This is a genomic window from Flavobacterium olei, from assembly GCF_039749035.1.
Taxonomy (GTDB): Bacteria; Bacteroidota; Bacteroidia; order Flavobacteriales; family Flavobacteriaceae; genus Flavobacterium; species Flavobacterium olei.
In genome coordinates this window covers 30,431-50,038 of the sequence record NZ_JBDKWC010000006.1, presented here as the reverse complement: position 1 = coordinate 50,038, position 19,608 = coordinate 30,431, and the positions used below count along the sequence as shown (strand labels likewise).

Annotated in this window: 22 protein-coding genes; 9 read left to right on the top strand and 13 right to left on the bottom strand. The window is 34.7% G+C overall.

The window, feature by feature from the left end; translation table 11 throughout:
* Positions 1-75 precede the first annotated feature (75 nt).
* Positions 76-849, top strand: a complete 774-nt coding sequence (locus ABEB31_RS16175) for an ABC transporter ATP-binding protein (protein WP_347052689.1) — start codon at positions 76-78, stop codon at positions 847-849.
* Positions 850-965: 116 nt separating this feature from the next.
* Here the strand turns inward: ABEB31_RS16175 and ABEB31_RS16170 are convergent, their stop codons facing one another.
* Complete coding sequence (locus ABEB31_RS16170) at positions 966-1,424, bottom strand: tRNA (cytidine(34)-2'-O)-methyltransferase (protein WP_347052687.1); 459 nt, start codon at positions 1,422-1,424, stop codon at positions 966-968.
* A gap of 56 nt (positions 1,425-1,480) precedes the next feature.
* Positions 1,481-2,053 (bottom strand): pseudouridine synthase, encoded by a 573-nt coding sequence (locus tag ABEB31_RS16165; protein WP_347052686.1) that lies wholly within the window; start codon positions 2,051-2,053, stop codon positions 1,481-1,483.
* 261 nt (positions 2,054-2,314) lie between these two features.
* Here ABEB31_RS16165 and ABEB31_RS16160 point away from each other — a divergent pair, with 261 nt between their 5' ends.
* A complete protein-coding gene (locus ABEB31_RS16160) occupies positions 2,315-2,683 on the top strand; it encodes a hypothetical protein (RefSeq protein WP_347052684.1) in 369 nt (122 codons plus the stop codon).
* A 156-nt stretch (positions 2,684-2,839) separates the two neighbouring features.
* Complete coding sequence (locus ABEB31_RS16155) at positions 2,840-3,592, top strand: SDR family NAD(P)-dependent oxidoreductase (protein ID WP_347052683.1); 753 nt, start codon at positions 2,840-2,842, stop codon at positions 3,590-3,592.
* Between the two features lie 58 nt (positions 3,593-3,650).
* Here ABEB31_RS16155 and ABEB31_RS16150 read toward each other — a convergent pair whose 3' ends face one another.
* From ABEB31_RS16150 to ABEB31_RS16130, 5 genes are read right to left on the bottom strand one after another with little or no spacing between them, the layout of a single operon-like run.
* Positions 3,651-4,178 carry a MepB family protein gene (locus ABEB31_RS16150; protein WP_347052681.1) on the bottom strand — a complete coding sequence of 176 codons (528 nt, stop codon included), beginning with the start codon at positions 4,176-4,178 and terminating at the stop codon, positions 3,651-3,653.
* 45 nt (positions 4,179-4,223) lie between these two features.
* Positions 4,224-5,861 (bottom strand): outer membrane beta-barrel protein, encoded by a 1,638-nt coding sequence (locus ABEB31_RS16145; protein ID WP_347052680.1) that lies wholly within the window; start codon positions 5,859-5,861, stop codon positions 4,224-4,226.
* Entirely contained in the window at positions 5,858-6,409 is a 552-nt protein-coding gene (locus ABEB31_RS16140; protein ID WP_347052679.1) for an RNA polymerase sigma factor, read from the bottom strand. Before ABEB31_RS16140 ends, ABEB31_RS16145 begins: the two co-directional genes overlap by 4 nt.
* Positions 6,410-6,460: 51 nt before the next feature.
* On the bottom strand, positions 6,461-6,859 hold the full coding sequence (locus tag ABEB31_RS16135; RefSeq protein ID WP_347052678.1) for a hypothetical protein: 399 nt from the start codon (positions 6,857-6,859) through the stop codon (positions 6,461-6,463).
* 7 nt (positions 6,860-6,866) lie between these two features.
* Positions 6,867-7,745 carry a protease complex subunit PrcB family protein gene (locus ABEB31_RS16130; RefSeq protein WP_347052677.1) on the bottom strand — a complete coding sequence of 293 codons (879 nt, stop codon included), beginning with the start codon at positions 7,743-7,745 and terminating at the stop codon, positions 6,867-6,869.
* Between the two features lie 189 nt (positions 7,746-7,934).
* Between ABEB31_RS16130 and ABEB31_RS16125 the strand changes: the two genes are divergently transcribed.
* From ABEB31_RS16125 to ABEB31_RS16110, 4 genes are all read left to right on the top strand, one after another.
* On the top strand, positions 7,935-9,308 hold the full coding sequence (locus ABEB31_RS16125; RefSeq protein WP_347052676.1) for a DNA recombination protein RmuC: 1,374 nt from the start codon (positions 7,935-7,937) through the stop codon (positions 9,306-9,308).
* A gap of 154 nt (positions 9,309-9,462) precedes the next feature.
* Entirely contained in the window at positions 9,463-10,011 is a 549-nt protein-coding gene (locus tag ABEB31_RS16120) for an acyl-CoA thioesterase (protein ID WP_347052674.1), read from the top strand.
* 46 nt (positions 10,012-10,057) lie between these two features.
* Positions 10,058-10,453: a VOC family protein gene (locus ABEB31_RS16115; RefSeq protein WP_347052673.1), complete on the top strand. Its 396-nt coding sequence runs from the start codon at positions 10,058-10,060 to the stop codon at positions 10,451-10,453.
* 246 nt (positions 10,454-10,699) lie between these two features.
* Positions 10,700-11,266 (top strand): YceI family protein, encoded by a 567-nt coding sequence (locus ABEB31_RS16110; RefSeq protein ID WP_347052672.1) that lies wholly within the window; start codon positions 10,700-10,702, stop codon positions 11,264-11,266.
* A 99-nt stretch (positions 11,267-11,365) separates the two neighbouring features.
* Here the strand turns inward: ABEB31_RS16110 and ABEB31_RS16105 are convergent, their stop codons facing one another.
* Positions 11,366-12,277: a TIGR01777 family oxidoreductase gene (locus ABEB31_RS16105; RefSeq protein ID WP_347052669.1), complete on the bottom strand. Its 912-nt coding sequence runs from the start codon at positions 12,275-12,277 to the stop codon at positions 11,366-11,368.
* A 98-nt stretch (positions 12,278-12,375) separates the two neighbouring features.
* On the opposite strand from ABEB31_RS16105, the gene ABEB31_RS16100 reads away from it, so the two are divergent.
* Both ABEB31_RS16100 and ABEB31_RS16095 read left to right on the top strand, forming a co-directional pair.
* Entirely contained in the window at positions 12,376-13,035 is a 660-nt protein-coding gene (locus ABEB31_RS16100) for a TetR family transcriptional regulator C-terminal domain-containing protein (RefSeq protein WP_347052668.1), read from the top strand.
* Entirely contained in the window at positions 13,036-14,340 is a 1,305-nt protein-coding gene (locus tag ABEB31_RS16095) for an ABC1 kinase family protein (protein ID WP_347052667.1), read from the top strand. It abuts the gene before it with no gap.
* A 427-nt stretch (positions 14,341-14,767) separates the two neighbouring features.
* On the opposite strand, the gene ABEB31_RS16090 is transcribed toward ABEB31_RS16095, so the two are convergent.
* The 5 genes from ABEB31_RS16090 to ABEB31_RS16070 form a co-directional block, all read right to left on the bottom strand.
* Positions 14,768-16,063 carry a cryptochrome/photolyase family protein gene (locus tag ABEB31_RS16090; protein WP_347052665.1) on the bottom strand — a complete coding sequence of 432 codons (1,296 nt, stop codon included), beginning with the start codon at positions 16,061-16,063 and terminating at the stop codon, positions 14,768-14,770.
* A gap of 49 nt (positions 16,064-16,112) precedes the next feature.
* Complete coding sequence (locus ABEB31_RS16085; RefSeq protein ID WP_347052664.1) at positions 16,113-16,580, bottom strand: SRPBCC family protein; 468 nt, start codon at positions 16,578-16,580, stop codon at positions 16,113-16,115.
* Between the two features lie 176 nt (positions 16,581-16,756).
* Positions 16,757-17,197, bottom strand: a complete 441-nt coding sequence (locus ABEB31_RS16080; RefSeq protein ID WP_347052662.1) for a sterol desaturase family protein — start codon at positions 17,195-17,197, stop codon at positions 16,757-16,759.
* Positions 17,198-17,272: 75 nt separating this feature from the next.
* On the bottom strand, positions 17,273-18,112 hold the full coding sequence (locus ABEB31_RS16075; protein WP_347052661.1) for a phytoene/squalene synthase family protein: 840 nt from the start codon (positions 18,110-18,112) through the stop codon (positions 17,273-17,275).
* A 4-nt stretch (positions 18,113-18,116) separates the two neighbouring features.
* Entirely contained in the window at positions 18,117-19,583 is a 1,467-nt protein-coding gene (locus ABEB31_RS16070; RefSeq protein ID WP_347052660.1) for a phytoene desaturase family protein, read from the bottom strand.
* Positions 19,584-19,608 lie beyond the last annotated feature (25 nt).

Below are 19,608 nucleotides of genomic sequence, written 5' to 3'. Positions count from 1 at the left end.
AGCCATAGTTTTAAATGATTCTCACAGATCTTAAATCATCTAAATCATTTTAATCTGCGGAAAAAAATACAGCAAATGAATATACTAAAAACCACAAATCTCCATATTGGATACAAATCCAAAAAAGGTGCGACCACCATTGCTGAAAACCTAAACCTAAATTTAGCTCAAGGAAAATTAATAACATTAATTGGAGCAAACGGAATAGGAAAATCGACCTTACTGCGCACAATTACAGGAATTCAGAAACCTTTATGCGGAGAAGTTTACTTGAGTGGAAAAAATATTTTAGATTATAAACCTTTAGAACTGGCGGAGAATTTAAGTTTGGTTTTAACAGAAAAGCTACCGCCAAGTAATTTTTCGGTTTTCGAATTAGTGGCTTTGGGTCGTCAGCCGTACACGAATTGGGTAGATAAATTATCTGATGACGATTTTTTAAAAATTAAAGAGGCGATGCAACTGACACAAATAGAGCATTTAGCATCAAAAAAACATTTTGAAATTAGCGACGGTCAGCTTCAAAAAGTGCTCATTGCAAGAGCTTTGGCACAAGATACGCCATTAATTATTCTGGACGAACCTACAACACATTTAGATCTACTGCACAAAGTTTCTTTATTCAAACTACTGAAAAAGCTCACGAAGGAAACTCAGAAGTGTATTTTATTTTCAACACACGACATCGATCTGGCAATACAGTTAAGCGACGAAATGATCATGATGACACCGGAAAATATTACACAAGATGAGCCGTGTAATTTAATTTCAAACGGGAGTTTCAGCAATTTATTCAAAGACGAAAATATTGTTTTTGATTCAGAAAAAGGAAAGTTTATTGTGACTTAAGAGGTAATTTAAAGTTCCTGCAATCCCGAAGCTTCAAGACAAAACCTTGTAGGTATGTTTTTTTTGCGACTTATTTAAACCTACAAGGTTTTGGAAACCTTGCAGGAAAGTAAAAATTAAATTTTCTTCAGACCAATTTGTCTCTTAGCTTCCCCAATTACAAAAGCAACAGAATTGGCGATATTAAAACTTCGAATTAATTTGGACATCGGAATTGTCAGATGATTTTCAAAAAGCGCTAAAACTTCTTTACTAAGTCCGACACTTTCTTTTCCGAACACCAGCCAGTCACCATCCTGAAATTCAGTTTCCAAATATGATTTTTCAGCATGAGAGCTCATTAGAAATACTCTAGATTTATCTGGGATCTGTTGCATCCATTCTTCCACATTTTGATATTCGGTCACATCCAGATGTACCCAGTAGTCCAATCCGGAACGTTTCAGGTTTTTATCATTAATTACAAATCCGAATGGGTGAATTAAGTGCAGCCGGCTTTCTGTACCTACACAAAGTCTGCCAATGTTTCCGGTATTGTTTGGTATTTCTGGTTCTACAAGAACTACGTTTAGCATTTTATTTTTTTTAGTTTGAAAGTGACAAAGGCGCAAATGTTCAAAAGATTTAGAATCTAATTCTCTAAATCAAAATCCGAAACTTCGCGAACTTCTCCTGCTTTTAAGTTTTGCAAATATACATTTCCTATACGAACGCGAACTAATCTTAAAGTTGGAAAACCAACTGCGGCGGTCATTTTCCGAACCTGACGAAATTTGCCTTCTCTCACCGTAATCGAAGCCCATGAAGTTGGACCGTGACGCTCGTCCCTGATTTTTTTGGCTCTCGCCCCAAAATCCGGAATTTCGGTTATGATAGAAGCTTTACAACGTTTGGTTTTGTATTTTCCTCCGTCAAAGCCAATTTCTACACCATCCTGCAATTTTTCAATCGCTTCCTGAGTAATTAGGCCATCAACCTGAACAAAATATTCTTTTTCTACTTTTTTACTTCTAACAAGCTCGCTCATATTACCGTCTGTTGTTAAAAAAAGCAAACCTTCAGAATCTTCATCGAGGCGCCCAATTGCCATGGTTCCTTCCGGAAAATCAAACAATTCGCCCAAAAGTTTTTTCTTTCGCTTCAGCTCATAAATAAACTGACTCAGATATCCGTAAGGTTTAAAAAGAATAAAATGTCTGTGCATGCTCAATTTTTACTGCAAAGATAGTTTTGTTTGAAGACATTAAAAGTAAAAACTCACATAGAAGTATTTTTTAAAATTTGAGAATGAATATGTCTTCCAATCACTAAATAAAACTGTGGCTTTTTGTAATAATGGATGTAAAATAATCACCGCTAATTTAGACAGGATAAGTTCATTATTCAGCCAAATCAATGTTAAATGACTTATTTATCTTTTTGAAAATTCGTAATATTATAATACTAACTTTAAAATAATAATATCATGGAAAAGAATAATCTTGGAACGAAAAAGATAAACGGTACTCAAAAAGATATTAACGAAAAAGGGACTAATGTTTCTCACGATCAGGATTTGAACGATCCTCAACTTAACACAGAGGTTGTTACGGATGCTGATGGTGACAAAAAAATTGTGGAAAGAGCCCGAAATGAAAATGAAAATATTCAGAAAAAAGCGCCAAAAGTTTCAAATGAAAATCCGAACTCAAATCGAGGTGTTGCCACAGATCAGGAAGCAGAAAAGACAGTAGAAAACAAAGATCGTAATTCTGATATTGAAGCCAATCGATATCCAAATTCGCATCCCGACAATCATGAAGACAGAGGTAATATGAAACTCGATGAAGAGTAATATTGATACAAAATTTTCAACAGAAAAAGATCATTTTTACATCAAATAACAAAACATTAGCGCTAAGCGTTAATCTTATTGTAAACCCTTTTGAAAGCTAGGTGAGATAGTCGATGTCTTCGTAAATTAGAAGTATCAATTTTAAAATATAATAAAATGGCACTTTTAGAAAATAAGGTAGCATTTGTATCTGGAGGCGGTTCAGGAATTGGACGCGCAGTTGCAGAAGCCTACGCCCGTGAAGGAGCAAAAGTAGTATTATCCGACATCAATGTAGAGCACGGTGAAGAAACCGTAAAAATTATAAAAGAAAAGGGTGGAGAAGCTTTTTTTGTGAAAGGAGATTCGTCCAGCGCCTCAGATAATAAACACATGGTTGAGGTGACAGTTTCTAAATACGGAAGACTTGATATTGCCTGCAATAACGCCGGAATGGGCGGGCCTGCAAAGCCAACCGGAGAATACGAGCCCGAAGCATGGGATAAAGTTATAGCACTAAATTTAAGTGGTGTGTTTTATGCCTGTCGTTATCAATTGGAGCAAATGGAGAAAAATGGAGGAGGAAGTATCGTGAATATTGCATCCATTCACGGAGAAGTAGCTGCACCAAATAGCGTTGCTTATACCGCAAGTAAACACGGAGTGGTGGGGCTGACAAAAAATATTGCAGTTGAATATGCGCAAAAGAATATTCGATGCAACGCAGTAGGACCGGGATACATTGAAACGGCACTTTTAAAAGATAATCTGAATAAGGAAATGATGGAAGCCATCGCGGCAAAATCGGCTATGAATCGATTAGGAACTGCAGAAGAAGTTGCTGAACTGGTTGTCTTCTTAAATTCTGACAAATCATCATTTACTACGGGAAGTTATATTATTGCAGATGGAGGTTATACAGCGGTATAACAATTTTTTAGAGTACATAACAATCGAAGAAGCAGTAGACGCAAGTTTACTGCTTTTTTTATACTGTTTTGCTTAATCTTTGCCAATCGATATTCTCCTGATCTGTAAAATCAAAAAAATAATTCAATTGCCATTTTTGTGTTTTTTGGGCTTGTTTACTAGTAGTTTCATCCCAGGCCGGATAAACCCTCATAGCTCTTATTCCTTCCTTATCGGAAGTAGAAAAAACACCTTTTTCAAACAGAATTTGTTCAGGAAAAATAAAAAGTCCCCAATTTTTCTCTTTTCGAACATTGATCATTACAAAATCTATTTCATCAGAATAATCAAAGGGTGCGATAATACCGGTGAGATTTCGCTTCCATAAGGTTACAAATTGCCCGGTTTTGGTTGGAGTAATTTTTGCTTCCCGATAACAAATATTTTTATGGTTTAATTGAAAACGGTAGGCGTTGTATTCCTGGCTTTCCTTCTCTTTTTGTAAAGCAGCTATTTTTAAATCAGCTTTACAAAAAACAATTTCTATTGCGGATAATAAATCATTTGAAATTGATTTTGAATCAATTGAAAGAGTAGTAATATTCATGAAAATCTAAGATTTTAATTTTTCTGAAAAGTACTACAAAACCAATTAAAAAGAAACATTTAAACCAAAATTTAATCCCCACTGAAACTGGTTGAATGACTGGTTGTTCAACGGATTTATATAATAATTCATCGCCGGCTCAACAAAAACATTTGTTTTTTTGTAAACGCGGTATTGAACTGTACTGCTCAAAGTTGAGCCATATACATAGTCATTTGCGCTTACATTTTGTCCAATAGAATGTCCGTCTAAAGCAACATTATTTGAAATCAGTTTACCCACAAAGCCACCCGTGTTTAAATTGATGCTCGCCCTGTTTTTATTAAAAACAGAATAGGAAACTTCCAAGGGCATTTCGATATATCTCAGGTTTTGGTCCAGGCTTCCGCTTTGCACGTTGTCACCTTTCAGCGCTTCTTTTGTGCTGTTGGAAACCAAAATATATTCTGAATTTCCTATCGGGGCAGCGTTTGCATCATTGGTGTAAGCCACACCGGGAACAAACAGAGAATTATTTTTAGCACTTACATAAGAAACGTTGGCAACGCTTTGTCCTAATTCATTAAACTTTAAACCAGAACTTACTGCCCATTTATTACTTATGTTATATTTCGTTTTAACACCATAAGAATTGGACTGTTTAGAGTCGTTTACATTGCCTAAAGTCTTTTCGTTTCTTGTATTTTCAGAACTGGCTACACCCGCAAAAACGGCAACTGCCCATTTTTCTTTCAGATCAGATTTTTTATCTTTTTTCTCTTTCTTGTCTTTTTTCTCTTCCGGAGCTAAAATTCCTTTTTCTAAGTTTTGAAGTTCTGCCAGTTGTGCCGAATCTATTTTCGTTAAAGCACTGCTGTTAAACTTAGAATTGTCTTTTGAGCTATTTTTAAAATTTAATTCTGAAGAAGTATTTTCACTAATTGCCTTTGAGGTACTCTGTTTTGTCGAAGTATTATTTCCTGTCGAACCAGAGGTATTGAAAGCAATATTTTTATTGCTTTTAGAATTCAGCTGTTCTTCAAAAATAGAATTAGAAAGTTGTTTGTTTGTTGTTGAATTAAATCTGCTTTGTTTTCCAAATGCAATTCTTTCCTCAACAATTGCTTTTTTTGAAGATTTAGGATTATTTTCAGGAATAGCTTTTTTTGACGGTGCCACAACCGTTTTACTTTCTGACGGAGCGACAGAACCAAAAGCAATCGGCTGATTCGGAGCATTAGCAGGAAGCTGCATATCAGACTCAGAATTCTTTTTATTGTTTTTGTTTTTAGAATTGGTATTTGCAACAGAAGTTTCAGTTTTCTGAATTCCTGTGGTATTTTGAAATTGATTTTTGACAGAAGAATTATTTGAAGAATCAGCTCCTGTTTCAGAAGTATTTTTATTTAAATGATTATTGTTGGTTTTTTCAATATCGCTGTCATTCTTATCCAGGACAACACTATTATTTTGAACATCAATTTTGTTGCCGTTTATATTTTCAGTCGATGAGGTAAAATGTAATATTGAAGGCAGAAGAAGCCCCAATAATAAGCATGCAGCAGCCGACCACCAAAGAACAACTCTTTTCTTCTTTTTAGGTTTATCTAATTTTTCTTCAATCTGGCTCCATAACTCAGGAGGCGGAACACTCGAAAAGTCTTCCATTGATGAAAAAATATCTTCTATTTTTTGCTTCTTCATGCTGTCTTAAAATTTTTTATGCTCAAAATTCGCTTTTGTAAAATATGTTTGGCGCGATTTAAATTTGATTTTGATGTTCCTTCTGAGATTTTCAATAGTTCGGCAATTTCCTTATGTTTCAATTTTTCAAAAACATAAAGGTTAAAAACCGTCCGGTACTGGTCGGGCAAATCCCGTATGTATTCCAGTAGTTTTTCCTGCTCGATGGGAATGGCTTCCAGTTCTTCTTCCTCTACAAAATCGGTGTCAGGATCAAAAACATCCAGAAAGAAACTTTCTTTTTTCTTCTTGTTGAGTGTTTCGATTAGTTTGTTAATGAAAATCCGTTTTAACCATCCTTCAAAACTTCCTTCAAATTTATATTGCGCTATTTTCTGAAAGGCAATTACAAAAGCTTCCTGAAAAACATCTTTTGCATCGTCCTCGTTTTTCATATACTTCAGACAAATACCATACAAAACAGGAGAGAACAACTGATAAATTTTCAGTTGTCCCTCCCTGTCATTTTTTATGCACAGTTTGATGTATTTTTCTAACTCGTCTTTCAAGAAATGGTTCAAATTTGATTTTGCAAAAATAGTTTATAATAGTTTACAAAACTATCTTTTAAAAATTGTACGGGCACCGTCACGATTGTTAGAAACAATGGTTAGGTTTTGATTATCAAGGTTTTCGATAACGTAAGTCTTGCCTTCAAATGTAATTAGATCATGTTCTGACTGATCAGAATATCCTGTTCCTTTTTCTACCTGATAAGCGCTGTTTCTAATTTCAATATCGTTTTTATACGTAATAACTCTGCCGTCCTGAGTAAAGACAATTTTCTTGGTAAACCCGGTTGTTTTTGGTGTAGCCACATAGGGATTATCGGATCCTCCAACAGATTTTTCCCAAATCCATGTATTTACTATTGATGTAGAAACTGTTTTAGCAGAATCTAATGAAGCCATCGTGATAAAAAGAAAGCAGGCAATAAAAGGTATAAAGAGTTTCTTCATAATTAAATTATTTTAAGCTTGTAATTTTCGCTGCAATTGCTTTTTTGAAAGTTATAATGGCAGGACTTTGATCAGGAGTATCGTTGTTATCAATATAAATTTTGGTAACGCTTGCACCCTGACGTAATTCAAAGTAAATCCCTCCCTGATCTGCCGCATCTGGTGAACCGTAAGTTTTGGTTTGTCCTTTAAGAGCTGTAATTTCAGCAGGGATTTCTTTAGAAAATGCTGTGAATTCACCTCTTTTAATTGTTGGAATATATTTGTACTGACCAAAATCATATTGACCTGCCACAACATTTTGAAATTTTAAAGTATTATAGTCATTCAGCTGAAAGAATTTCTGACAGTCTGCACCAGTGCACTGGCTTGCAAAAGTTCCAATCACAATATTGTCAGCGCTTTCCGTTGTTTTGTTAAAAATGAAACCTTTTGAAGTTTTCGGAATCAAAACAAAATCTGAAGGATATGTTGGGTTTTGTGTAACATTTTCACCAGTTGCCGGCGCTTTTTCGTAATAATTAACAACGATCTGGCAATTGTTTTCTACGATAGAAGTAATTTTAACTGCGTAGCCATTTGTAGCTTTTACACCCGAAAAAATCGCAACCAGATATTGTTTTGTAAAATCAATTTTAGGATCGCTTGCAACGGGACAGCTTCCGGGATGTTTTGTAAACAATTCATCCATTTTTTCCTGCGTCGCGATAACAGCAACAGCTGGATTGTTTGGAGGAGTCTTTACACTATAGTTGCATAAGAACGGAAATCCGGAAAATTCTACATTGGTATTAGTTCCGCAATCTACATATTGGTTATTATCATCGCTCAGGGAACAAGCACTAATTCCGAAGGCTACAAACAAGCCAATCATTAATTTTTTCATGAATAGTATTATTAGGTTTATATTCTGTAGATGGAAGTTTTAAAAAAAGGTTGCGTTGCCATTTTATTTTTTTAGAAAGAAAAGTAAAATGTTGGTTTAGTTTGAATTGAATATGAATTCGTGAAATTTTTATTTTTAAAATAGCCAACTACGTATTATTGCGTACTTTTACGTAAAATAAACTTAGTTATGTTGGAGTTTCTACCTTTTTTAGTGGGTTTTGTTGTTGCACTTTTTATTGGCATCTACGTAGGTAAAATACTTGCGTCATCAAAATCCCAGTCAGAAAAAGCAATTTCTGATGAAAAATTAAATGCATTTAATGCGCAGCTTCAAATGCAGAAAGAGCAATTTGAGAGTGAGAAATACAATTTGCAGAAACAATTGCAGCTTACCATTTCTGAAAAAGAAAGTATTCGGACAGAAAAAGACAGTCTGGCTATTCAGCTATCTAAAAAAGAAGTTGATTTTGAAAATTTATGGGAGCGTCATAAAGAACAAAAAAGCGAAATCAACGAACTTCAGGAAAAATTTACCAAAGAATTTGAAAACCTCGCCAATAAAATCTTGGAAGAAAAATCGGCTAAGTTTACCGAACAAAATACTGTAAATATGAAAAGTATTTTGCTGCCATTACAGGATAAAATTCACATATTTGAACAAAAAGTAGATCAGACACACAAAGAAAGCATTGATTACCATGCGGCGCTTCGCCAGCAAATTATTGGCTTAAGCGAGATGAACGCACAAATGAGCAAAGAAACCTTAAACCTGACCAAAGCGTTAAAAGGTGACAGTAAAATGCAGGGAAACTGGGGCGAGCTTGTTTTGGAGCGCGTTTTAGAAAAATCCGGTTTAGAGAAAGGGAGAGAATATGAAGTGCAGCAAAGTTTTACAAACAGTGAAGGAAATCGCGTTTTTCCTGATGTTGTAATTAATCTTCCCGATGGTAAAAAAATGATTGTCGATTCTAAAGTGTCTCTGGCAGCTTATGAAAAATGGATCAATGAAGAATCGGAACTTTTAAAAATAGAATTTTTAAAAGAACATGTTTTATCTATAAAAAGACACGTCGAGCAATTGGGAAGCAAAAATTACCACGATTTATATCAAATGGAAAGCCCGGATTTTGTATTGCTTTTTATTCCGATGGAACCGGCTTTTGCAATTGCGCTAAATGAGGATCCGACTTTATATACAAGAGCATTCGACAGAAATATTGTAATTGTTACACCGAGCACACTTCTTGCTACTTTACGTACAATTGACAGCATGTGGACCAATCAGAAACAACAGGAAAATGCGTTGGAAATTGCAAGACAAGCAGGCGCCTTATACGATAAATTTGAAGGCTTTGTGAGTGATTTGGTTCGAATTGGCAATAAAATTAAAGATACTAAAACCGAATACGAAAGTGCAATGAATAAACTCGTTGACGGAAAAGGAAATCTTATTTCTAGTGTAGAAAGACTAAAAAAAATGGGAGCAAAAGCAAAGAAATCCATTCCGGAAAGTATCATCGCAAGAGCTTTGAATTCAGATGAAAATGAATTGCTGAATTAGTTTTAACTCTCTTTGGTCCTTAGTCTTTGGTGTATATCTGAACCTGGGTTTTTAATTTTCAGGACTAACAGAGTAAATACCAAGAACTAGAAATACTAAGGACTATGTTACTAAAAAACTAAGAACTTAAAAAAACATACCAAAAACAAAAAACATGACTACAGATTTTAAACCCGTTTCATCCTCAAAAATCAGCATTTCAGAATTAATGCTGCCTTCGCATACCAATTTTAGCGGTAAAATACACGGAGGATATATTCTACAGCTCTTAGATCAGATTGCTTTCGCTTCAGCGTCAAAATTCAGCGGAAATTATTGTGTTACCGCTTCTGTCGATACAGTTAACTTTCTAAAACCAATAGAAGTTGGAGAATTAGTAACGATGAAAGCATCTGTAAATTACGTTGGAAGAAGCTCCATGATTGTGGGTATTCGCGTTGAAGCAGAAAATATTCAGACCGGCGCTGTTAAACATTGCAATTCGTCCTACTTTACAATGGTTGCCAAAGATAAGGAAGGAAAAAGCGTTCAGGTTCCGGGATTAATTTTATCCAATTTACAGGAAGTCCGCCGTTTTAGAAAAGCTGTAAAACATATCGAAGTACGAAAAGAAGTCGAAGAACACGAAAAACTGGCCAATATCAACTCGATCGAAGATTTGGCAAGTTTAGAAAAATACAATGTTCTTTTAGAAATCAGCTAATTTAATTTTCTTATATTTATTTCTTACACATTAATTAATAGAAAATATGATAAAGTTTGGATATACAATTCTTTACGTTGAAGACGTAGAAGAATCGATTTCATTTTATGAAAATGCTTTTGGCTTTTCGAGAAAATTTGTTTCACCGGATAATGATTATGGCGAATTAATTACAGGAGAAACAACGCTTTCTTTCGCATCAAAAAATTTAGCACAGCAAAATTTTAAAGATGGTTTTATAGAAAGCAGTCTGGAAGACAAGCCATTTGCAATAGAAATTGGTTTTGTAACAGATAATGTGCCGGAGGTTTTACAGAAAGCAACCACTTTTGGAGCTGTAATAGTTTTGGAACCTGAAGAAAAACCTTGGGGACAAATTGTGGCTTATGTGCGGGATTTAAATGGCTTTTTAATAGAAATTTGTACTGAAATGAAAGGATAATTTTTTAAATTTTATATTTTTTTTTAATTTGATCTATTTCAGCATTAAATAAAAACATTCACATATATTTAGCATTTCCGACAGGACCCTGCGTGTAGAAATTTCGTAACTTTAAGTATAATTATTGGGTTACGGGATTTTTCACTGAGTACTGTCGTTCTGTTTTTCGGGCTAATTTGAATCTGAATTTTATTTCTTTTTAATCAGAAAACATAGAATGGCATAATTGTTTAAGTGTAGACGATTATGAAAACAACTACATTATTATTTTTATTTTTTACCGCCTTTTCTGTACTTGCCCAAGACAAGTTTTATACCAATACGGGTACGATAAACTTTGAAGCATCTGTGCCTTTATTCGAAGAAATAAAAGCAGTAAACAGACAGGTTGCCATTGTATTAGAACCCAAGTCAAGTACCTTTGTGTGCACTGTTGTGATTAAAAATTTTCAATTTAAGCACGAGATGATGCAGGCGCATTTTAACGATAACTATATGGAAAGTAATCGTTATCCGAAAGCCGTTTTTAAAGGTAAAATTGAAAAGTTTGATGTTAAGGATATTGATGAAGTTGAAAAACAATATCAGATAAAAGGAAAATTGAATCTTCGCGGAAAATCGAAAGAAATTGTGGTAAATGCTTTGATCAAAAGAGTTCCGGAAGGAATTCAGGTGATTTCGGATTTTCCTATTACGGTTTCAGATTTCAATATTGCTATTCCAAACCCGATTGCGGCGAAAATTTCAAAAACAGCCAATACGGAATTAACGGGAATTGTGCGTAGCGAAGAAACAATGCTAACTTTAAAATAAAGCCGAGTTTAGAACGCAATAACGTAAATATAAAATCTAAAATCCGTTTTTATCTGCGCTTTCGCGGAAGCGAATCAGTGAAATCCGTGGAATTAGAGATTATTTCAAACAATTTATTAATGTTTTTTCCAAATCTGTAAATTGAAATTCAAAACCAGTTTGCTGTATTTTTTCTGAAGAAACCCGTTGCCCTGTTAATACAACTTCGCTCAGTTCGCCTAATAAAATTTTTAAAACAAAAGACGGAATTTTAGGAAGCCAGATCGAATAGCCATAAAATCTTGCCATTATTTTAGAAAGCCTGGAGTTTGTAGTATTATCAGTTATGCACGCATTGTACGGACCTTCAAGTTTAGAATCCTGAACACTTTTCAGATAAATATTGGCTAGGTCTTCAATATGAATCCAGGGGAGATATTGTTTACCCGATCCTAAAACGGCACCAAAACCAGATTTAAAAGTAGGGATCATTTTTTTTAGAAAGCCTTCCTCTTTTCCAAGTACTATACCTGTTCTAATTTTTACGGTGCGAATTTGTAATGAACCGATTTTATCGACGGCATTTTCCCATTTCTGGCAGGTTGCTCCCAGGAAATCATCTGCCGGTGGTGTACTTTCTGTACAAATTTTATGGCTGGTAACAGAGCCGTAAATTCCAACAGCAGAAGCCGAAATAAAGCCTTCCAGTTTTTTATTGTTACTTTCTAAAATCGAAAAAATCATCTCAATAGGTTTTATACGACTTTCTAAAATATCTCTTTTTCGTTTTTTCGTCCATCTTTTATCTGCGATTCCTTCGCCGGCGAGATGAATAATATAATCGGCATTTAAAACTGCATTGTTGTCTATATAATTTTTATTTAAATCCCATTTATAATATGTAATTTCTGGAGTGTTTTCTTTATCAGAACGGCTCAGAACCGATACGGAAAAACCCGCTTCAATTAGAACAGCTGTCAAATTTTTTCCAATGAAACCACTTCCCCCAGTTAATAGAACATTTTGAGCCATAATAGTTTATAATATATTTAACAGTGCATATTGTTTAAGGTATAGTAAAGATACTTAAACAATGTTTACCTTTATAGCAAATTCTAAATTTTAATAAAATGGAGACTCAAAATAAGATAATTACCAAAGAAGAAATCGTTTCGAAATATATGGATGAGGTTTTGGAGAGAGGGCAAAGACCGAAATCTGTTTCTCATTTTGCAAAAGATAATGGCTTCGCAGAAACTGATTTTTATCCTTTTTTTGGAACATTTGAAGCTCTGGAAAAAGAAATATTCAGAATGTTTTTTGAAAACGCCGTTACTCTTCTCAAAACTACAGAAGAATACCAGCAATATGATATGAAAAACAAGATGCTGAGTTTCTATTTTACTTTCTTCGAGATTTTAACGGCCAACAGGAGTTACGTTTTACAGTCACTTAAATTGGATCGCAATCCGTTGAAGAATTTAGTTCAGTTAACTACGCTTAGAAATAGTTTTAAAGAATATGTTTCTGAAATCTTAACAGACGATTACAGACTGGAGCAGGAGAAATTTCAAAAATTTCAGGAAAAAGCTATTCAGGAATCTTCCTGGCTGCAATTGATGCTTACACTTAAATTCTGGATGCAGGATGAGTCTGCAGCATTTGAGAAAACTGATATTTTTATAGAAAAATCAGTTAATGCATCGTTTGAATTAATGAATGTTGCGCCAATAAATCATCTTATTGATTTTGGAAAATTTTTATTCAAAGAAAAAGTATACAGTAAATAAATGAAAACAATCGATTATATTCCCACTTCAAAAATTGAACGTGCAGGTAAACTGGTTCAGACCGGGGCAAAGATCGGAGTAAATTATGTGAAGCATTATGCAGAAAAAATAGTGAATCCGGATTTAAGCCGTGATAAACTGAACGAAAATAATGCGGAGGATATTTACGACGGACTAAAAAGCTTAAAAGGAAGTGCACTTAAAGTTGCTCAAATGCTGAGTATGGATAAAAACTTTCTGCCTCAGGCGTATGTAGAGAAATTTTCGCTTTCGCAATTTTCTGTACCGCCGCTTTCTGCTCCATTAGTATTAAAGACTTTTAAAAATAATTTTGGGAAAACACCTTACGAAATCTTTGATGAATTCAATCCCAATTCGATAAATGCTGCCAGTATTGGGCAGGTGCATTTAGCGAAGAAAAATGATAAAAAACTCGCTGTTAAAATTCAGTATCCTGGTGTCGCCAACAGTATTTCCTCAGATCTGTCTTTGGTAAAACCAATCGCCATCAGAATGTTTAATCTGCAGGGAAAAGATTCTGACAAGTATTTTAAGGAAGTAGAAGACAAACTGATTGAAGAAACCAATTATTTGCTGGAATTAAAACAAAGTCAGGAAGTTGTAGATGCCTGCGCTAAAATTGAAAACATTACCTTTCCCAATTATTATCCTGAATTTTCTTCGGAGAAGATAATTACTATGGATTGGATGTCGGGCATTCATCTATCTGAGTTTACTGCCATAAATACAGATCAGGAAGCTGGCGACAAATTAGGTCAGGCGCTTTGGGATTTTTATATGTACCAAATTCATGTTCTGCGAAAAGTCCATGCAGATCCGCATCCGGGTAATTTCCTGGTCGACAATCAAAATAAACTTATTGCGCTTGATTTTGGCTGTATGAAACAAATTCCTGACGAATTTTATACACCTTATTTCGAATTAATCAATCAAACGGTAATTACAGATAAAAAGCTTTTTAACGATAAATTATTTGAGTTGGAAATCCTTCGTAAAGATGATACTCCGGAAGAGATTGAATATTTTACTGAAATGTTTCATGATTTGCTGTCGCTGTTTACAAAACCTTTTCAAAGTGAAACATTTGATTTTGCCGATGAAAAGTTCTTTAATGAAATTGCCGATTTGGGCAAACGTTTCTCAGCAGATACTAATTTGAAAAAAATGAACGGAAACCGTGGTTCTAAGCATTTTATTTATATGAATCGAACTTTCTTTGGTTTGTACAATTTAATGTTCGATTTGAAAGCGAAAATTGTGGTAAGTAATTATTTGAAATATTAAGTTTTGTTTCTTTTGTTTCAGGTCTCAAAGTTTCAGGTTCTTATAATTGATTGTAATCTTTGTCAAAGTTTTAAACTTTGACAAAGATCTCGTATATTGATTTAGTTTCAGGTTTGTTTCTTTTGTTTCACGTTTCAGGTTTTCTTAGCAGTGAAAATAAGCTTTGTCAGAGTTTTAAACTTTGATAAAAATCTCTAATATAAATTTTTTGTTTCAGGTTTTATATGTTCTCCCTGAGCGAAGTCGAAGGATTATAATAATGTAGTACTGTGTGTCTTCACTTTGCGTATCCTTCGACTTCGTTCAGGAAGACAAAGATTGAGTTCAATCTTATTAACCTTAAACCTGAAACTTAAACCTGAAACTTCAAACTTCAAACTTACATGAAACTTGAAACATGAAACTTCAAACCTGAAACAAAAAAATCTTATTTAACAATTCCTGCCTTATAAGTGGCAATTGCGCGATCTCTGGCGAAAGCGTGGTCTATCATTGGTTCGCTATGACCAAAATCAAATTCAGGGATCCATTTGCGGATATATGCTCCTTTTTCGTCGAATTTCTTTTGTTGGATTTCCGGATTAAAAACCCTGAAGTAGGGTGCGGCATCACAGCCTGTTCCTGCTGCCCATTGCCAGTTTCCAACATTGGAAGCGAGTTCAAAATCCAGCAGCTTTTCTGCGAAATAAGCTTCGCCCCATTGCCAGTTTATTAACAAATGCTTGCACAGAAAACTTGCTACAACCATTCGTACACGATTGTGCATATAACCGGTTTCATTTAATTGGCGCATTCCTGCATCTACCATTGGGTAACCTGTTGTACCTGAACACCAGCGTTTAAAATCGTCTTCGTTATTTCGCCACTGAATACCGTCGTAACTGGATTTAAAATTATGATTGACACATTTGGGAAAACTAAAAAGAATCTGGATAAAGAATTCGCGCCAGATGAGTTCGCTCAGGAAAGTCTGATTTTTTTTGTGTGCCCAATTTACCAATTTTCTAATACTGACTGTTCCAAAACGCAGATGTGGCGAAAGATAAGAGGTACCGTCTAAGGCTGGGAAATCTCTGATTTCTTTATAATTTGTAATTTGTTTCAAATTATGAGGAAGAACTTTGATCGTACTTACTTCGAAACCAATTTGAGCCAAATCAGGAAATTCAAATTTACTTTTTGCAAAATTAGAATAGAAAGGCGTAGTATCATTTTCCGGACCAGATCCTGAAAGATGGTATTTCTCCAGCCATTTGTTTTTATAAGGTGTGTAAACAGTGTAGGGAAGTCCATCTGCTTTTGTAATTTCCTTTTCTTCGAAGATTACATGGTCTTTAAAAGGAAAAGATTCAATGTTATTTTTTTGCAAGATAGCCGTAATTTCTGCATCACGCTTTATTGCATAAGGTTCATAATCTTTATTATAGAAAATGTTTTCGATGTCGAATTCCTCAACAAGCGATTTCCATACTTCTTTTGTTTTTCCTTTTTTAATTAAAATTGAAGATTGAATCTTTTTTAGTTCTGAATTTATTTCTGAAAGTGAATCATAAATAAAAGTTACTCTGGCGTCATTCTTTGGAAGATGTTCTAAAATATCCTCATCGAAAATGAATAGCGGAATTACGGGAAAACCAGATTGCAGGGCATGAAATAATCCGGTGTTGTCTTCTAAACGCAAATCACGTCTCAACCAGAAAAAGGTAACTTTTTGTTTTGTCATTGTAATTTAATCTTTTTTGCCACAGATTTTGTAATCCTTTATTTGTGGTTTACTTTTTTGCATTAAATAGTTCTTCGATTTTATTGTATCTGTAATCGAAGATGCTTTTTAGTTTGTTTTTCACGACGAGTTGATTCATGATTCTGCCTAAAAATCCGAATGGAAGTGCGTAATGTACAATGTCGGTCATTTTTGTCCCTCCGTCTGGAGTAGGTTCAAAAAAATGCTTGTGATGCCATAATTTATAGGGTCCAAATTGCTGAATATCGACAAAATACTCGTTTTCTCTGCATGCTGTTATTTCGGTTACCCAGGACATTTTGATTCCGAAAAGCGGTTTAAGGGTATAGGTTATAATTTGTCCGTGATACATTCGCTTATCGTCGTAATCCTGAATTACGAAATTCATATTGTCGAGCGTAATGGTTTGCAGGTTTTTTGGACTGGAGAAAAAATCCCAGCATTGTTCTACGCTGGCATTGATATGTTGTACGGTTACTATCTTGTATAATTTCATAAGCACAAATCTTTCTTGTAGTACGTGAGCGTTAGGGATTAAAGTGGAGCTCTTTTTGTAGAAGGCTTTTTCTGCCTTTTGCAAAAAAGCGGGAATGCAAAGCCCGACCCGGAGGGTAACGCCCAAATTATTTTGATGTTTTTACTTCATAGCAAATTGTTAAACCATGAGTTTATTTACATTTTATAATATTTTAAGGGCACAAACAGCATTCCGAAACATTCTCCATGTTCCTTGTTTAGATGCTTATGATGAATTTTATGAGCTTTTCTTAATCCGATGAGGTATTTGTTTTTGGTGTTTTTGAACCATTTAAAACGCTGATGAATTAAAACATCGTGAATTAAAAAGTAACAAATGCCGTAAGATGTTATACCGCATGCGATGAAAAAAAGATAGTTGAATCCGCCCTGAACACCAAAATAGAATAAAAGTATACTTGGAATAGCAAAAATTACAAAGAAAATATCATTACGCTCGAAGGTGTCTTCGTACTTGGGCTGATGATGATCTGCGTGGAAATACCACATAAATCCGTGCATGACGTATTTGTGGGTAAGCCAGGTTACACATTCCATGAACAGAAAAACGCTTAAAAAGATTAGAAAGGAAATCATTTTTTTATTGTTGATGTTAAAATTATATGGCACTTCGACTTCGGCCAGCGTGACAAACTGTAGGAATTACTAAATTTACACAAGCTTTAGTTTGTAAGTTACAAAACTCTGGGCTAAAAGGCCGGCTTTTGTATAATTGGAAACCCTGATTCTGGAATTTCCGATTTCGTTGTACGGTGTATTTTTCAGTTTTTTAAGTAACTTTTTATAATATACGTAAGCGGTATAAACTCCAAATTTGGCTTCGATTGGAAGTTTTACAATTCCCTGATAGGCGATTCGAAAATCTTCTTCAATCTCTTTTATAATTTCGGTTTTTGAATCTTCGGTAAAGTTGCCCAGGTTGATTCCCGGAAAATACGTCCGGTTCAGGATGATATTGTCATCTCTTAAATCTCTTAAGAAATTCACTTTCTGAAAAGCCGATCCCAAACGCATGGCTTCGCTTTTTAATTGTTCGTATTTATGTTCTTTTCCCGAAACGAAAACTTTAAGGCACATTAAACCTACTACATCTGCAGAACCATAAATGTAATCGATGTATTCTGACTGGGTCTGATAGTTGGATTTTATAAGATCCATTTTCATGCTTTTTAAAAAAGCCTGAACCAAATCATCTGTTATATTGTACTCTTTTACAGTGTGTTGAAAAGAATTTAAAATAGGATTAAGGCTGATTCCTAATTCCATTGCTTTGTAATATTCTTTTTCAAAATCGTCTATTAAATATTCCTTTTCATAATCATGAAAAGAATCTACGATTTCGTCTGCAAAACGGACAAATCCATAAATGCTGTAAATGGCATCGCGTATGCTTGGCGACAGCATTTTTACGGCAAGTGAAAATGACGTACTGTAATTTTTAGTTACGAGTTTACTGCATTTGAAAGAAACGGCGTCGAATAGTGATTTCATTTTTTTAAGATCTAAAAGATTTTTGAATTAATTCAGCTGCTAGTTTTCCTGAAATTAAGGCAGGCGGAACACCTGGGCCAGGAACTGTCAACTGTCCTGTAAAATATAAATTCCTGACTTTTTTGCTTTTTAATTTTGGTCTTAAAAAAGCCGTTTGCATTAGTGTATTTGCCATTCCGTATGCATTTCCTTTGTAAGCATTATAGTCTGTTACAAAGTCATTTTTGCAGAATGATCTCTTAAAGATAATATTATTTTTAATTTTTTGCTGCGTAAGCTGCTCAAAACGAGTGATTATTTTTTCGAAATATTCTTCTCTTAATTTTTCACTGTCTTCGATTCCCGGTGCAAGCGGAATTAAGAAAAATCCGGATTCCATGCCTTCGGGTGCTGCAGTCTGATCTGTTTTAGAAGGAAAGTTGGCGTAGAACAATGGTTCTTTTGGCCATTTCGGCTCATCGTAAATATCAATGGCATGCTGATTAAAATCGACGTCAAAAAATAAGGCGTGATGTGAAATGTTTTCAATTTTTTTATCAAAACCTACAAAAAACAAGAGAGCGGAGGGAGCGAACACGCGGCTTTCCCAATATTTATCCGAATACATTTGGTGTTCTTTATCTAAAAGTGTTTCGGTGTGCTGATAATCGGCACCGCTTAAAACAATATCTGATTTCAGAATTTCTCCGTTAATTACAATTCCGGTCGCGGTTTTATTTTCGACCAGAATTTTTTCTACCGGAGAATTGGTTTTAATTGTTACCCCAAGTTCCAATGCCAGTTTTTCGATTCCCTTAATAACATCAAACATTCCTGTTTTTGGATGCCAGGTTCCGAGACCAAAATCGGCGTAATTCATAAAATTATAAAAAGATGGCGTTTTGGTTGGTTTTGCGCCCAGGAATAAAACCGGGAATTCCAGAATTTGAATTAATCTTTCGTTGGTGAATTGTTTTCGTATATCAGCACTTACATTGCTTAAAAACTGCCCCAGTTTTAAGGTGGTTTGAGGCGTAATTAATTCTAAAGGAGAAACTCCGGGACGATATACCAGATCTTTTATTGCAATATCGTAATTGCTTTTTGCCTGATTTATAAAGTTTTGGAGTTTCTGCGCACTTCCTTTTTCAATGCTTTCAAAAGTAGCTTTGATGTCTTCCAGATTATCAAAAATGCTGATGAAATCATTAATTCCGAAATAGACCCTGTAAGCAGGATTTAGTTTGATGAGCTCATAATAATCGGAAGGCATTTTGTCGAAATCTTTAAAGAAGCGTTCGAAAACGTCGGGCATCCAATACCAGCTTGGTCCCATATCAAACGTAAAACCGTTTTCTTTAAATTGTCTGGCGCGTCCTCCAATGGTGCTGTTTTTTTCATAAACAGTCACGCTGTTTCCTTGTTGGGCAAGATAACATGCAGCGGCTAAAGAAGAGAAGCCGGAACCTAGTATTTGGATAGTTTTTCTCATTTGTTTAACAAATATAAGAAAAACT

Excerpts from the sequence above, each read along its gene's own strand:
- ABEB31_RS16150 (WP_347052681.1), bottom strand. The coding sequence starts at position 4,178 with ATGAATATTACTACTCTTTCAATTGATTCAAAATCAATTTCAAATGAT.
- ABEB31_RS16175 (WP_347052689.1), top strand. The coding sequence starts at position 76 with ATGAATATACTAAAAACCACAAATCTCCATATTGGATACAAATCCAAA.
- ABEB31_RS16155 (WP_347052683.1), top strand. The coding sequence starts at position 2,840 with ATGGCACTTTTAGAAAATAAGGTAGCATTTGTATCTGGAGGCGGTTCA.
- ABEB31_RS16105 (WP_347052669.1), bottom strand. The coding sequence starts at position 12,277 with ATGGCTCAAAATGTTCTATTAACTGGGGGAAGTGGTTTCATTGGAAAA.
- ABEB31_RS16070 (WP_347052660.1), bottom strand. The coding sequence starts at position 19,583 with ATGAGAAAAACTATCCAAATACTAGGTTCCGGCTTCTCTTCTTTAGCC.
- ABEB31_RS16115 (WP_347052673.1), top strand. The coding sequence starts at position 10,058 with ATGATAAAGTTTGGATATACAATTCTTTACGTTGAAGACGTAGAAGAA.
- ABEB31_RS16125 (WP_347052676.1), top strand. The coding sequence starts at position 7,935 with ATGTTGGAGTTTCTACCTTTTTTAGTGGGTTTTGTTGTTGCACTTTTT.
- ABEB31_RS16120 (WP_347052674.1), top strand. The coding sequence starts at position 9,463 with ATGACTACAGATTTTAAACCCGTTTCATCCTCAAAAATCAGCATTTCA.
- ABEB31_RS16090 (WP_347052665.1), bottom strand. The coding sequence starts at position 16,063 with ATGACAAAACAAAAAGTTACCTTTTTCTGGTTGAGACGTGATTTGCGT.
- ABEB31_RS16160 (WP_347052684.1), top strand. The coding sequence starts at position 2,315 with ATGGAAAAGAATAATCTTGGAACGAAAAAGATAAACGGTACTCAAAAA.
- ABEB31_RS16100 (WP_347052668.1), top strand. The coding sequence starts at position 12,376 with ATGGAGACTCAAAATAAGATAATTACCAAAGAAGAAATCGTTTCGAAA.
- ABEB31_RS16135 (WP_347052678.1), bottom strand. The coding sequence starts at position 6,859 with ATGAAGAAACTCTTTATACCTTTTATTGCCTGCTTTCTTTTTATCACG.
- ABEB31_RS16145 (WP_347052680.1), bottom strand. The coding sequence starts at position 5,861 with ATGAAGAAGCAAAAAATAGAAGATATTTTTTCATCAATGGAAGACTTT.
- ABEB31_RS16130 (WP_347052677.1), bottom strand. The coding sequence starts at position 7,745 with ATGAAAAAATTAATGATTGGCTTGTTTGTAGCCTTCGGAATTAGTGCT.
- ABEB31_RS16170 (WP_347052687.1), bottom strand. The coding sequence starts at position 1,424 with ATGCTAAACGTAGTTCTTGTAGAACCAGAAATACCAAACAATACCGGA.
- ABEB31_RS16110 (WP_347052672.1), top strand. The coding sequence starts at position 10,700 with ATGAAAACAACTACATTATTATTTTTATTTTTTACCGCCTTTTCTGTA.
- ABEB31_RS16165 (WP_347052686.1), bottom strand. The coding sequence starts at position 2,053 with ATGCACAGACATTTTATTCTTTTTAAACCTTACGGATATCTGAGTCAG.
- ABEB31_RS16085 (WP_347052664.1), bottom strand. The coding sequence starts at position 16,580 with ATGAAATTATACAAGATAGTAACCGTACAACATATCAATGCCAGCGTA.
- ABEB31_RS16080 (WP_347052662.1), bottom strand. The coding sequence starts at position 17,197 with ATGATTTCCTTTCTAATCTTTTTAAGCGTTTTTCTGTTCATGGAATGT.
- ABEB31_RS16075 (WP_347052661.1), bottom strand. The coding sequence starts at position 18,112 with ATGAAATCACTATTCGACGCCGTTTCTTTCAAATGCAGTAAACTCGTA.
- ABEB31_RS16095 (WP_347052667.1), top strand. The coding sequence starts at position 13,036 with ATGAAAACAATCGATTATATTCCCACTTCAAAAATTGAACGTGCAGGT.